This is a genomic window from Pseudobacteroides sp., from assembly GCF_036567765.1.
Lineage (GTDB): Bacteria > Bacillota > Clostridia > Acetivibrionales > DSM-2933 > Pseudobacteroides.
In genome coordinates this window covers 1-13,592 of record NZ_DATCTU010000121.1, presented here as the reverse complement: position 1 = coordinate 13,592, position 13,592 = coordinate 1, and the positions used below count along the sequence as shown (strand labels likewise).

At 39.2% G+C, this 13,592-nt stretch carries 14 protein-coding genes; 11 read left to right on the top strand and 3 right to left on the bottom strand.

Annotated features, from left to right (window positions below; genetic code table 11):
• Positions 1-19: 19 nt before the first annotated feature.
• The 5 genes from thiH to VIO64_RS19950 are packed head-to-tail and all read left to right on the top strand — an operon-like array spanning position 20 to position 4,572.
• Positions 20-1,120 (top strand): 2-iminoacetate synthase ThiH, encoded by a 1,101-nt coding sequence (gene thiH / locus VIO64_RS19970; protein ID WP_331921506.1) that lies wholly within the window; start codon positions 20-22, stop codon positions 1,118-1,120.
• 43 nt (positions 1,121-1,163) lie between these two features.
• Positions 1,164-2,216 carry a thiamine phosphate synthase gene (thiE, locus tag VIO64_RS19965; protein WP_331921505.1) on the top strand — a complete coding sequence of 351 codons (1,053 nt, stop codon included), beginning with the start codon at positions 1,164-1,166 and terminating at the stop codon, positions 2,214-2,216.
• A gap of 1 nt (position 2,217) precedes the next feature.
• Entirely contained in the window at positions 2,218-3,519 is a 1,302-nt protein-coding gene (thiC, locus tag VIO64_RS19960) for a phosphomethylpyrimidine synthase ThiC (RefSeq protein ID WP_331921504.1), read from the top strand.
• A gap of 12 nt (positions 3,520-3,531) precedes the next feature.
• Entirely contained in the window at positions 3,532-3,735 is a 204-nt protein-coding gene (gene thiS / locus VIO64_RS19955; protein ID WP_331921503.1) for a sulfur carrier protein ThiS, read from the top strand.
• Positions 3,736-3,741: 6 nt separating this feature from the next.
• Complete coding sequence (locus VIO64_RS19950; RefSeq protein ID WP_331921502.1) at positions 3,742-4,572, top strand: HesA/MoeB/ThiF family protein; 831 nt, start codon at positions 3,742-3,744, stop codon at positions 4,570-4,572.
• Positions 4,573-4,625: 53 nt separating this feature from the next.
• On the opposite strand, the gene VIO64_RS19945 is transcribed toward VIO64_RS19950, so the two are convergent.
• On the bottom strand, positions 4,626-6,593 hold the full coding sequence (locus tag VIO64_RS19945) for a DNA topoisomerase 3 (protein ID WP_331921501.1): 1,968 nt from the start codon (positions 6,591-6,593) through the stop codon (positions 4,626-4,628).
• 153 nt (positions 6,594-6,746) lie between these two features.
• Here VIO64_RS19945 and VIO64_RS19940 point away from each other — a divergent pair, with 153 nt between their 5' ends.
• Positions 6,747-7,355 (top strand): accessory gene regulator B family protein, encoded by a 609-nt coding sequence (locus tag VIO64_RS19940; RefSeq protein WP_331921500.1) that lies wholly within the window; start codon positions 6,747-6,749, stop codon positions 7,353-7,355.
• Positions 7,356-7,402: 47 nt separating this feature from the next.
• Positions 7,403-7,540 carry an AgrD family cyclic lactone autoinducer peptide gene (locus VIO64_RS19935; RefSeq protein ID WP_331921499.1) on the top strand — a complete coding sequence of 46 codons (138 nt, stop codon included), beginning with the start codon at positions 7,403-7,405 and terminating at the stop codon, positions 7,538-7,540.
• A 50-nt stretch (positions 7,541-7,590) separates the two neighbouring features.
• Here VIO64_RS19935 and VIO64_RS19930 read toward each other — a convergent pair whose 3' ends face one another.
• The gene (locus VIO64_RS19930) at positions 7,591-8,916 is read right to left on the bottom strand and encodes a sensor histidine kinase (protein WP_331921498.1); all 1,326 of its coding nucleotides are present in this window, start codon (positions 8,914-8,916) and stop codon (positions 7,591-7,593) included.
• Positions 8,917-9,275: 359 nt separating this feature from the next.
• Between VIO64_RS19930 and VIO64_RS19925 the strand changes: the two genes are divergently transcribed.
• From VIO64_RS19925 to VIO64_RS19910, 4 genes are read left to right on the top strand one after another with little or no spacing between them, the layout of a single operon-like run.
• Positions 9,276-9,707 (top strand): YaiI/YqxD family protein, encoded by a 432-nt coding sequence (locus tag VIO64_RS19925; RefSeq protein ID WP_331921603.1) that lies wholly within the window; start codon positions 9,276-9,278, stop codon positions 9,705-9,707.
• Positions 9,708-9,747: 40 nt separating this feature from the next.
• The gene (locus VIO64_RS19920; RefSeq protein ID WP_331921497.1) at positions 9,748-10,191 is read left to right on the top strand and encodes an FHA domain-containing protein; all 444 of its coding nucleotides are present in this window, start codon (positions 9,748-9,750) and stop codon (positions 10,189-10,191) included.
• 12 nt (positions 10,192-10,203) lie between these two features.
• Positions 10,204-11,484, top strand: coding sequence for an FtsW/RodA/SpoVE family cell cycle protein (locus VIO64_RS19915; RefSeq protein WP_331921496.1), 1,281 nt, complete (start codon positions 10,204-10,206; stop codon positions 11,482-11,484).
• Positions 11,477-12,895 carry a peptidoglycan D,D-transpeptidase FtsI family protein gene (locus tag VIO64_RS19910; protein ID WP_331921495.1) on the top strand — a complete coding sequence of 473 codons (1,419 nt, stop codon included), beginning with the start codon at positions 11,477-11,479 and terminating at the stop codon, positions 12,893-12,895. Before VIO64_RS19915 ends, VIO64_RS19910 begins: the two co-directional genes overlap by 8 nt.
• 229 nt (positions 12,896-13,124) lie before the next feature.
• Here VIO64_RS19910 and VIO64_RS19905 read toward each other — a convergent pair whose 3' ends face one another.
• Positions 13,125-13,280 (bottom strand): hypothetical protein, encoded by a 156-nt coding sequence (locus VIO64_RS19905; protein ID WP_331921494.1) that lies wholly within the window; start codon positions 13,278-13,280, stop codon positions 13,125-13,127.
• Positions 13,281-13,592: the final 312 nt, after the last annotated feature.

The following is a 13,592-nucleotide window of genomic DNA, read 5'->3' as shown; positions in this document are numbered from 1 at the left end:
AATAGATGGTGATATTATTATGAGTTTTTATGATGTTTTGCAAAAATACAAACAAAATGTTGTATTTGAGAGGATACAAAGTGTGAGCAGAGAAGAAGTAGATAGGGTGCTTTCAAAGGAAATCTTTTCGATTGACGACTATCTTGTCCTGATATCTCCTGCTGCCTCAGACTTTCTGGAAGAAATGGCGAGAAAGGCACAGCGTATAACCCTTCAGCATTTCGGAAGGGCAGTGGTTTTGTACGCACCCCTGTATCTGGCCAACTACTGTGTGAATAATTGTTTGTACTGCGGATTTAATGTTCACAATGATCTGGACAGAAGGAAGCTTACAATGGAAGAGCTTAGGGTTGAGGCAAAGGCCATATCTGAAATGGGTATAAGGCATATCCTGCTTCTTACAGGCGAATCCAGGAAACATTCTCCTGTAGAGTATATTAGAGATTGCGTAAAGATTATAGCTGAATATTTTACGTCCATATCTTTGGAGGTTTATCCCCTTGATGAAGAGGACTACAGGCTTTTGGTAAACAGTGGGGTTGACGGCCTTACCATTTACCAGGAGGTATATGATGAAGATGTTTACAAGACGATGCATCCATCAGGACCAAAAAAAGATTTCCGTTATCGATTGGATACTCCTGAGAGAGGCTGCAGAAGCGGTATGAGATCAGTTGGAATCGGTGCATTAATGGGTCTTGGCAACTGGCGTACAGAGGCATTTTACACTGCTTTGCATGCACATTATCTTACAGGCAAGTACTCAGAGGTTGAAATAAGTCTGTCCATTCCGAGGATGCGTCCTCATACAGGCAGTTTTGAGGTGCCTTCTCCTGTGGGAGATCGGGACTTTGTACAAATAATGCTGGCGGCTAGGCTGTTTTTAAGGCATGTTGGGATAACCGTTTCTACAAGGGAAAGGGCTTCCTTTAGAGACAACCTTGTAGGACTTGGTCTTACCCGAATGTCTGCCGGTTCGGTTACAGAGGTTGGAGGATATAATGAAAAACGCGGTGACGGACAGTTTGAAATATCCGACGACAGGAGTGTTGAGGAAATAAGGCAGATGCTGTATGGTAAGGGCTTTCAACCGGTATTTAAGGACTGGCAGTACATATGAAAAAGTTCCGTCGAGATATCAAAAATTAAGGCAGGTGATATAAGTGGAAGGATTTGAGAGACTGATTGATGCCAATATCAACAGGGCGTCAGAGGGTTTAAGGGTATTGGAGGATATATCAAGGTTTTCCCTTAATAACAGGGAGCTGACTTCAAAGCTTAAAGCATTGAGACATGACATAAGAAAAAGTATGAATGGATATGCCTTTGACATTATCCAATATAGAGATTCGGATTCTGATATAGGTCCATCAGTATCAGAGAAACTGGCAGTGGACGGAAAAAATGATATAAGGGAGCTTGTGGCTGCCAATTTTAAAAGGGCACAGGAAGCTGTAAGAAGCATAGAAGAGACGCTTAAGGTCATGGGAAAAGATGAGCTTTCCAGAATATATGAAAAGATAAGGTATGGACTTTACTCAGTGGAGAAGGAGTTTTCACTGGCATTAAAGCCCTTTGTAAGGGTAGATTGCCTTAAGACAGATATTTACTGCCTGACAGCAGAAGAACATTCCAAGGGCAGAGACAATATCGAAGTGGTTTCCCGAATGCTTGAAGCGGGTATAAAGCTTATACAATACAGGGAAAAGGATAAAACAATGCTGGAAAAGTATCGCCAGTGCATCAAGATAAGGGAGATGACTTATGCAGCAGGTGCAACTTTTATAGTTAACGATCATATCGAACTGGCAAAGAGCGTTATGGCAGATGGTGTACATATAGGACAGGACGATCTTCCACTTTATGCAGCCAGGCAGCTTGTGGGTAATTCTATGCTTATCGGCGTTTCCACTCATTCACCCCAGCAGGCGGTAAAGGCCGTTGAAGGCGGGGCGGATTATATAGGTGTAGGCCCTATTTTCAAAACATTTACCAAAAAGGATGTATGTGATCCTGTTGGATTTGAATATCTTGATTTTGCTGTAGAGAATGTAAAAATTCCTTTTGTGGCAATAGGAGGAATAAAGCTTCACAATCTTGGAAAGGTAGCGGAGCATGGAGCCAAATGTGTGGCCCTTGTTACTGAGATTGTTGGTGCAGATGATATTGGCGAGATAATCGCTTCAGCAAGGAAAATTATGAAGGGAGTAAATTGAAATGGAATATAGAACACAAATGGAGGCCGCAAGAAAGGGCATATTAACCGAGCAGATTAGAAAAGTAGCTGAAAAAGAGGGCATGGACCCTAATAGATTGATAGGGCTTGTTGCAGAGGGAAGGATAGCTATTCCTGCAAATAAGAATCATACAGGCCTTGAACCTGAAGGCGTTGGAGAAGGATTAAGAACCAAAATCAATGTAAATCTCGGAATATCAAGAGACTGCAGAGACTTTGAACCCGAGATTGAAAAGGCAAGAAAGGCTATAGATATGGGAGCTGAAGCTATAATGGATTTGAGCTCTTATGGGAAGACAAGGGATTTCAGACGTAAGCTTGTTGGAATGTCAAAAGCAATGATAGGTACTGTTCCAATGTATGATGTCATAGGGCATCTTGATAAGGATTTGGGAGAGATTTCGGTAAAAGAGCTTTTGGATGTAGTAAAGGTCCATGCTGAGGATGGAGTGGACTTTATGACTATCCATGCAGGCATAAACAGAAAAACTGCCCAGAGGCTCAAAACAAATGGCAGGCTTACTAACATTGTTTCGAGGGGCGGCTCTTTGATATATGCATGGATGGAGCTTACAGGAAACGAAAATCCCTTCTATGAATATTTTGATGATCTTTTAGAGGTGTGCAGGGAATATGATGTTACAATTAGCCTTGGTGATGCCTGCAGACCGGGAAGCATACATGATGCAACAGATGCATGTCAGGTAGAGGAGCTTATCACTTTGGGAGAATTGACAAAGAGGGCTTGGGCCAAGGATGTGCAGGTTATGATTGAAGGACCGGGGCATATGGCTATAAACGAAATCCAGGCTAACATGGTACTTCAGAAGAGGCTCTGCCACAATGCTCCATTCTATGTGCTAGGGCCACTGGTAACCGATATTGCACCCGGCTATGACCACATAACAAGTGCAATCGGCGGAGCAATAGCTGCTGCCAGCGGTGCAGATTTCCTTTGCTATGTGACTCCTGCAGAGCATCTTCGTTTGCCTGACCTGGATGATATGAAGGAAGGAATTATTGCTGCAAAAATTGCTGCTCATGCCGCTGATATAGCCAAAGGCGTAAAGGGTGCAAGGGAGCATGATTATAAGATGAGTGTTGCTAGAAAGAACCTGGATTGGGAAGGAATGTTCAAGCTGGCTATTGACGAAGAAAAGCCAAGGAAATATAGAGAGTCATCGGTCCCGGAAATCGAAGACTCCTGCACAATGTGCGGTAAAATGTGTGCTGTGAGGACTATGAACAAGATTATGTGCGGTGAAAGACCGACTTTCGAATAAAGGAGGATTTTCATGTACACTGTTACAGTAAACGGTAAAAAGATAGAGTTGGAAAAGTCGCTTTCCATAAAGGATTATCTGGAATCGGCAGGGGTTGATCCTAAAATAGTTGTAGTAGAGTACAATTTTGAAATCCCGGATAAGGGAAAGTGGACTGAGATTACCTTAAAGGATGGAGACAACCTGGAAATTGTAAAATTTATCGGGGGCGGCTGATGTATCATGGATAAATCTAATACAAACAGTACAACTGAAAATTATAAGGCCCTCAGGTATTCACGGCAGCTTATACTGGATGGTTTCGGATTAGAGGGACAGGAGAAGCTTAAAAGGGCTAAAATACTTGTTGCGGGGAGCGGAGGTCTGGGCTCTCCGGTTCTCCTGTATCTTGCAGCGGCAGGTGTTGGAAATATCGGAATTGTGGATTTTGACACTGTTACAATTTCCAATCTTAACAGACAGGTATTGCACTTTACGGAGGATATAGGAAAAAGAAAGACGGACAGCAGTGAGGAAAAGATAACTAAGCTTAACCCGGAGATAAAGATTGTAAAGCATAATACCCGAATTGATATTGATAATGTACAGGATATTATTTCTGGATATGATGTTGTAATTGATGCCACAGACAACTTTACAGCCAGGTATCTTATAAGCGACTGCTGTTATTTCTTGAAAAAGCCCCTTATAGAGGGTGCTGCCGTTGCCCTTGACGGTATTCTCATGACTATAATCCCTGGAAAGACTCCGTGCTATAGATGCCTTTACCCTTATCCCCCTGAGGATGGAGTGCTGCCAACCTGCAGCGATATGGGAATATTGGGTGCCGTAACGGGTGTGATCGGCTCAATGCAGGCTTTAGAGGCTATTAAGCTGGTTGTGGGAATAGGTGAGAATGTAACAGGAAGGATTCTTACTTTTGATGCACTTGCCAGTAGCTTCAGAGAGGTAAATTGGGCCAGAAGAGAGTCTTGTCCATTGTGTGGTAAAGAGCCAAGAATAACGGAACTGGTTCAGTATGAGGTAAAGTGCAAGCTAAAGGGCATGGATTGATAAAAGCAGTAAAACAGCTCCACCACCGTGATTGCGGATTATGGAGCTGTTTTTTATTTATTGGAGTATTCCTTAACGATATTAATAATATTAATTTTGCCGGTATTACATCTTTTTACTTTATCAATTGTCCTTGTTATATAATTATGGAGCTTTTCACGGAAAATATCCTCGGTAGTTTCATTGTTTTCCAGCATTACAAGACCTTTTTCCCAGCTTGCGGTAAGGGAGGGATTTAACAGCTCTTTTGCAGTCAGGCGTACCAGCTCTACTATTGCTTCACCCTTTAGTGTAGGCGTTACAACCTGAGTCTTCGGGTGAATATTTATATATTTGATATCCTTTAGCTTCTTTATAATACCCGATCTTGTAGCAGATGTACCTATGCCGCAGGTTTTTATCTGCTCCCTCAGTTCTTCGTTTTCAATGAATTTACCAGCCTTTTCCATGGTTATAATAAGTGACCCGTCTGTGTACCTTGGAGGCGGCTTGGTTTCCTTTTCTTCCAGATCAAACCCGTTTACGCTGCAAGGCTCTTTTTTTACCAGCTTGTGTATTGGTGAACTGCTGGTATCTTCTTCGTCCTTTGATGTTGAAACCTCATATACCTCTTTCCATCCAGGCTCTTTTAATGTTTTGGCAGTGGTTGTAAAAATTTCTCCTGCTATCTCAGTCTCAACTTTTACAGTATTAAACTCCGCTGGAGGATAAAATATAGCAAGGAACCTCTTTACGATGAGGTTGTATACGTTTTTTGTATCGCTATCAAGCCTTGATAACTCAGTAGTGACATATGTGGGAATTATGGCATAGTGATCTGTAACTTTGCTGTCATCTACAAACCGTTTTGAGGATTTATTTACTTTAAGCTCACCAAAATCCTTTATTCTCTTTACAATGTCCTTGTATGAGGAATTTGCAAAAAGGCCGTTCAGTATTTTTGGCAGCTCTGTCAGTACATCTGTTGAAATAACCCTGCTGTCTGTCCTAGGGTAGGAAATCATTTTTTTCTCATAAAGGCTTTGTGCTATTTCAAGGGTTCTGTCAACAGGAAGCTTAAACTTTTTGTTTGCTTCTGATTGCAGCTCTGCAAGGTTAAAAAGAAGTGGAGGCTGCTCATTTTTAACCTTTATGTCAACTTTTTTTACTGCTGCTTCATGATCCTTGAGCTTTTCAATAAGCTCTTCAGCCTCTTCCTTGGTGATGTACTTTTCTTCCTCCTGAGTATCCTTATCCTCCTTCTTTTTGGAAGGTTTTTTAGGCTGCCACTTGCCTTTGTACTCAATATTGCTGGTCTTGGATGTAAAGTTTGCAACAACCCCATAATGTATCTTGGGTACGAAATTTCGTATCTCAAGTTCTCTGTCAACAACCAGCCCAAGGACACAGGTCATGACCCTTCCTATGGCTATTACTGAGGACTTACCCTCTTTCAGGAGGTTTGACAGCATACGTCCATACTGGCATGTGTAAATTCTGCTGAAGTTCATTCCGAAAAGCCAGTCCTCTATAGCCCTGTTGTAGGCAGAAATGCCAAGAGAATCATATGCAGAAAGGTCTTTGGCCTCATCAATCCCTTTTTTAATAGAATCATCGGTATGTGATGAAATCCATACCCTTTTAGAGGGCTTGCTGCATCCGCTCTGAGCTGCTACCAATCTGTAGATGTATTCACCCTCACGACCGCTGTCGGTGCAAGAGTAAATATAATCCACGTCTTCCCGTAACATAAGGCTTTTGATTGTTTCAAACTGTTTTTTAACGCCGCTGTCATCAATAACTATATATTTGTATTCTTCAGGTATAATGGGCAGGTGCTCTACTTTCCATTCCTTGTATTTTGTATCATAAGCATCTGGAAAAGCCATTGTGATAAGGTGACCAAAACACCATGAAATAATAGCATTAGCGGACTCGGCATAACCCCGTGCCCTATCGCTTTTTGATACGGTTACTCCGAGAACATCCGCAAAGCTGGCTGCTACAGAAGGTTTTTCGGTTATATATAGATTTTTGCCCAATTGTTATCTCCCTCATAAAATCAGATTTATTGCATTCAACATTATAACACAATTATCAATTATAAATAATGTGAGTATGAAACAATTATGTTAATTTTTTTATAAAAGAGCCCGATAAAAATCTTATAACATTGCAATACTTAAGGGGTTTCTATGATTGAGTACTTATGCGTTAAGATTGTAGATTTTTTAAAGGGAAGTATGGATGGAATTGATAGCGATAAGGAAGAAACTCTTAAATACGGGCTGGATATTCTTATTTATAATGCTCTGTTATTGGCTTTTTTCTTTATGCTGGCTGCTTTGTTGGGAGTTATTAAACCTGTTGTGGTTTCTCTCTCTGTATACGGATCTCTGAGAATTGCTGCAGGTGGGGCACATGCAAAAACAAGAACCAGTTGCTTTGTAATATCCAATTTAACTTTTTTCGGGGCGGTATTTATGGCAAAATACCTTGTTATTACTTCTTTCATTCCTGCCATTATCATTTTCTTTATAAATATTTTAGCAATGGTCGCTTATGCACCAGGTGATACCTTTGAAAAGCCTATCATTAGCAAAAGAATAAAATATTGCAGAAAGTTGGCTTCTGGGGCTGTTGCTGTGGCTGTTCTGGCCATATCTTTTAAAGTATACGATTTGGATATGGTTTTGTACAGTGTCATATTGTTTTCAAATATTCCATTTATATTGTTATTAACACCCTTAGGGTACAAGCTTCTTGGTTGCTTGCATAGTAACGGAGAAATTGAAGAGTGTTGAGCTCTATAGACATATTGATTTTCAATGTGGAGGGAGGTGATTAAATTATGAAGAAAAGGCTGATGTTTATTGTCTGTGTAATAATTGGAGTTATGGCCACATTTGTGGCATCAATCTCATGCTATGCAAGTATCCCGTTTTTGTCATATCAGCCAAAAGCCCCAAAATCCTTAATTAAGGAATGATTAAAAAGAAATCAGTTCAAAGGAGTTTAGGGCCCGAAACTCCTTTGGATTTAAAAAATTGCAATCTTCTGAATAAATAAGCTGCCGGAAATACTTGTAGTTAGCTTTGCATTGCTGCTGTTTTGGTTTATAATTCTATTTAGCTCCCATAATCCGAAACCTTTGTGCTCTCCTTTAGTAGTAAAGCCTTTATCAAAGATTTTTTCTATATCGGGACTCCCTGAAAATGAATTGATGATCTCGATAATCATGGAGCCGGAATGATTATCTTCCTTTACTAAAAGCTCCACATACTTCTTGTCTGAATCGGCTGCCGCCTCTAAAGCATTGTCAAGCAGTATCCCTAACAGCTTGCAAAAATCCAGAAGCTTTACATTGCGGGGATCCATTTTTGAAAAAACACGTACATTAAAGTTAATATTTCTTACCTGGGCATAGGATACCTTTGAAAGTAAAAGCCCGTAAATTGCAGGATTATTCTTAACATATGAATTTAGGGGCTCCATATTGTTGATTACCCTTGCTTCGTTCTGTATCTGGGATAAATATGTCTTAAGTCCATTCACATCATCTACATAAAGGTAACCTTGAATACAGGATAAAACGTTATTGAACTCGTGCTTAAATCCCCTAAGGTTATCTGTCAAGTCATCGAGGGTTTTGTTGTAGAGCCTTTGGAATTCCAGTTCCTTTTTCGCTGTTTCCAGTTCCCCGAATTTGATGGAACTATAGGTGCCGAGAATAAGAAGAATAAAGACGGAGACAGCGTTAAACACTATCAATTCTCCGGGAATCTTATCTAGTGTTGTTTCAAAAAACAGAATATCAGGTATTATTATGATTGCGATAATAAAAGTGTTTAGTATTATTGCAATTTTTCTTTTCTTGTAGATATCTTGAGGTATTTGAATTTTTATTTTTAAGTAGTATATTATAAGCACTGCCAATAAATCCAATAAAGTTCCCAAAAGCCTTATGATAAATGAATTTAGTGGAGAGGAGGCTGCCCAGGCGAATAAATCAAAACCTTGGAGAGAGAAGTTTAATATCGCCATAACAATATATTGTACAATAGCTGAAAGCAGGAACACCACAACTGTTCCTAATATTGCATATAAGAGTCTCAAACCTAAAACAAATTTAAGCAGTAATATCATGGACGCAAAATATATGGCTATAAAAATCGTTTCGGAATATGATGTTCTTGGCAGCAGGAGTATAGGCAGTATGTTTGCTATAGTATTGATAAAAGAAAACGTCAAAAGCCTGTTCCGCAATACCTTTTTGTTGAATAAAAACAGAACAAAAGTACCTAGCACCATACATTGTATAAATAATGCGGAAAAATTCAAAAGCAATGGATAAATAGTTTCCATAATAACCCCCAATAATTAAAAATAATATACCTCACTTGAAAATATATAAAATGTAATACTAATAAAACTTTTTATGTATCAAGAGATTTGATGTTGATTACAAAAATGGGAGGTACTGGCCCAAAAAGCTTTAAATAAGCAAGTTCCCTGTATGTAAGAATAGCAGAATTAGGAGCAGAACTCAACACCAAGAAAAGGTTCCAGAAATAACATATTGACTATATTTATGTTATATAATCTTTAATATAATTATGATACCTTATATTTCTGGAAATTTTACGCTATAATAATGGAAAAGACAAAAGAGGGGTACCCATTTGATGTAGTGTGCTTCAAGCATGGAAAGGACAGTTGGTTTAATGAATATTTTGGTTGATGCGGATGCATGCCCGGTTAAAAGTATAATCATAAAAATAGCCAGAGAAAAAAACATAAAAGTGTTCATGTTTATTGATACAAGTCATATAATTGACGATGGATATTCTACTACAGTTACAGTGGACCAAGGCAGGGATTCGGTTGATATAGCCCTTATAAACAAGGTTTCCAAGGGAGATGTTGTTGTGACGCAGGACTTTGGTGTAGCGGCCATGGCCTTAGCCAAGGGTGCAAGCGCATTAAACCAAAATGGACTTATATATTCCAATGACAATATTGATAGGCTTTTATTTGAAAGGCATATCTCTCAGAAAGTCAGGCGGTCAAAGGGCAGGGTATCAGGCCCGAGAAAAAGGACCAAAGAGGATGATGAAAGATTTGAAGATGCTTTGAGGCGATTGATTATAATTTAGTATTTTTCTGGTGAAGTCATAGTACGGGAGGGATTTAATAGTGTTTGAGATACTTTCTTCTTTGCTGAAATATATATTTGTTACTGTTATATATCTATTTATTTATGGTGTGATACGCCTGATTTATCTGGATATTAAATCAGCCAGTAGTCAGAACTTCCAGATTAAGAAAAATACCCCATATCTTAAGCTCATAAACATAAGAGAGCATTTTGATTTTAAGGTGGAAGAAATCTATATGCTAGGCAAAGATGTCGATATAGGAAGATCATCTAAAAACAAAATAGCTGTTAAGGATCCATATATGTCTACCAGGCATGCCAGGTTTTCAATAAAGGACGGTAAGTACTTTATTGAGGATCTCGGTAGCACAAACGGTACCTTTGTCAACGGAAAAGATTTAAAGAACATTAGGCAACCCTTAAAAGATGGTGATAAAATCCGTATTGGGCAGGTGGACTTTCTATTTGTAAGCGGTGAATAAAGGAGGCGTATGATGCTAAAGTTTCTAAGCTTGAAACGTCCTGTAAATATGCTGGTATTAGCCAATATTGTGGCATTCGGACTTCTGTATTATTATAAAAAGCCCTATGACAAGATGGTATTGATCGAAGGACTTGTTGTTACTGGACTTATATGCCTGTCCTATTTCTTTATTGCTAAAAAAAATATGGGTGATGAGTATCTATTTTTAGTGGTATCAATGCTTGCGAGCCTTGGTGTTTTAATGATTTACCGCTTGGATCAGGAATTGGGGCTTAAGCAGATTTTGTGGCTTGTAGTGGGAATAGCTCTGTTTTTTGTAAGCTACTATATATATGGAAAGATAAAGACCCGGGATAAGTTGATGTTTTACTATTATAGTGCTTCCATGCTGTTATTTGTAATAACCCTGCTTATCGGAAGCAGCATCAATGGATCTAGAAACTGGATATATATCGGAGGATACAGCTTTCAGCCCTCAGAAATTATAAAGATACTGTTTATCCTGACCATTGCCTGCTATTTCAAAAGCTCTGAGCAGTTGGTTGTAAGTTTTAGAGATATAAACATAAAATACAAAATCGATAAAGGCAAGCTCCTAAGCAAGATAGCGTTTTTTATAATGGTTTACTCGTTTATAGGCTTTCTGGTGCTGCAAAAGGAATGGGGAACGGCACTTTTGCTGTTTTTGATCTATTTCATGATATTATACACCTTTGATGATGACATAAAGCTGCTTTTATTAAATGGTGGTGCTGCAGCTGTCGGTGCAGCCGGGGGATATTTTTTTGTACATCATATAAAAATCAGGGTGGATATGTGGCTCAATCCATGGGTTGATGCCGCAGGAAAGGGATACCAGATAACCCAGTCCATGTTTGCCATAGGGGCAGGCGGATTTTTTGGAAGGGGGATAGGATTGGGCAACCCTCACCTGATACCTGAAGTAAAAACAGATTTTATTTTTTCAGCTATTTGCGAGGAAATGGGCATATTTGGGGGAATTGCCGTTATTCTTCTGTATTTTTTGCTTGTGTATAGAGGCTTTAAAATAGCCCTATACATTAAGGATTTGTTTAAAAAGCTTGTTGCAATGGGTATTACACTTATGTTTGGCTTTCAGACATTCATAATAATAGGAGGGGTAATAAAGTTTATACCACTGACAGGGATTACCCTCCCGTTCATAAGCTACGGAGGAAGTTCCCTGACATCTGGATTTATTGCTTTAGGGATATTACAGGCACTATCTAAAGAGTCTTACTCCGGAGAGGAGGACATAGAGAATGAATAGGAATAATAAGATAATTCATATTCTGGTATTTATATGCACAATTTTCTTTAGCCTTATGGTTTACCTCACTTATTTTCAGCTTTTTACGGGGAAAAAGATAGAGTCCAGCCCTTATAACAGGAGGCTGCAGCTTAAAGAAGACAATACCAAAAGGGGAAACATATATGATGCAAATGGCAGGATATTAGCGGAAAGTACTGATGTAAAGGGCAAGTGGCAAAGAAAGTATCCATATGGCAGTCTATACAGCCATGTCATAGGCTATAATTCGGAGGTTTACGGGAGGGCACTTATTGAAGAAAAGTATAACAACTATTTATTGGATATAAGTGAATTAAGGTCTGTTATGGGTATCAACAGCAGCCTGCTGCAGGGTAAAAAGGTGGGCAACAACATGTGCCTTACCATTGACCATAACCTCCAAAAGCTTGCAAATGACCTGATGGGAGCAAAAAATGGAGCTGTTGTGGCCATGAACCCCAGAACAGGAGGTGTTTTAGCCATGGTGAGTAAGCCAGGCTTCGACCCGAATAACCGTGCCCTTACAGAAAAGTGGAAAGAGCTTGTTGATTCCGAAGACAGTCCTTTTCTTCCAAGGGCTACCCAAGGCCTCTATGCACCTGGCTCAACCTTTAAGGTTGCTATAGCCGCTTCAGCACTGGAGAACGGTTTGGAAGGCCTGACCTTTGATGACAGGGGAACTGTAAGGATTGACGGCAAGAACTTTGATAATAGCAATAAGAAGGCTTATGGTAAAATTGACCTGGAAAAGGCACTTGTTGTTTCAAGTAATGTGGCGTTTTCTCAGATTGGTGTGAAGCTTGGGGAAAAAAATATAAGGGATATGGCACAAAAAATCGGAATAGGAAAAAGCATATCCTTTGATATTCCTTTTAAAAAGAGTGTTTTTCCTTATGACAACATGGGAAAGACAGATATGGCAGCAGTAGCCATAGGACAGGGCAAAATGCTGGTGACACCGCTTCATATGGCGATGTTGGCCTCTAGTGTTGCAAATAATGGTGTAATGATGAAGCCTTTATTGGTTAACCGGGTTGTAGACCCGGAAGGAAAGGAAATAAAAAAGTGGGAACCGGTAAAGCTGGGGAATACCTTTTCATATGATACCGCAAAAAAGGTAAAGGACATGATGGTACGGGTTGTAAAGGAGGGTACAGGTAAAAGTGCAGCCATAAAAGGGGTTACTGTAGCAGGGAAAACCGGAACTGCGGAAAACGAGCTTACAGGAAGCGGAGCCAACAAAGAACATGCATGGTTTATAGGGTTTGCTCCTGCAGAGAATCCCAGGATTGCTGTAGCCGTAATCGTAGAGTATAGCGGAGGATCGGGAGGAACTGTTTCTGCACCGATAGCAGGCAAACTTATGAATGCTTACTTAAGGTATGATTAGTCCAATGGTGTGTATTGCACAGTATTTTGAGGATATTTCTTTCGGGCAGGTACTGGAATAATTTCTCTTCCAATTCCTTAACACGTTTAGATTCTTTTTTGGTGAATATTTTTTTAGAGAAAGGTTACCATTTGCCTCTATAACAAGACTCTTATTATCCTAAGGCGTTAATTGATCCCTGTAATCTGAATATGTCTCTGATACCTTGTTCCCATTGATTATAAATAGCTTAAAAGTAATGAGAAATTTTAACTCTAGGTTGCCCAATTGGAGTTCCTTTTTCTTTTGCTATTGCAATTCCTTCAGAACCGAGTGCAAATGTCAGGTATTTGCACTTCTGGGTATCTTCACAAATTTCCAAAGTCTCTTTCAATACTTGTGACATTTAAATATTTCTTTCATTATAATGGTAGTTAACCTTCGGATTGCCGAAATAAGTATACAATAGTTTATTGTATATAATGTCATTACTTTTAATACTTATTTTAAATGACAGGGCTTGTACTAAGTACTACTTAATCCAGCACCTAAATTCTGATGAAAGTTATGAATTATCTATCGTCAGTTTTTATAAAAATTGTAAGTTTACTTCCCAAACAGTAAAATTTTTTAAAATATTTAGTTGATTGTGATTGAATGATAATTGCAAAACTTGAGAATGTTTGTTATAGATATCATGTAATTTCGAAACAAGCGA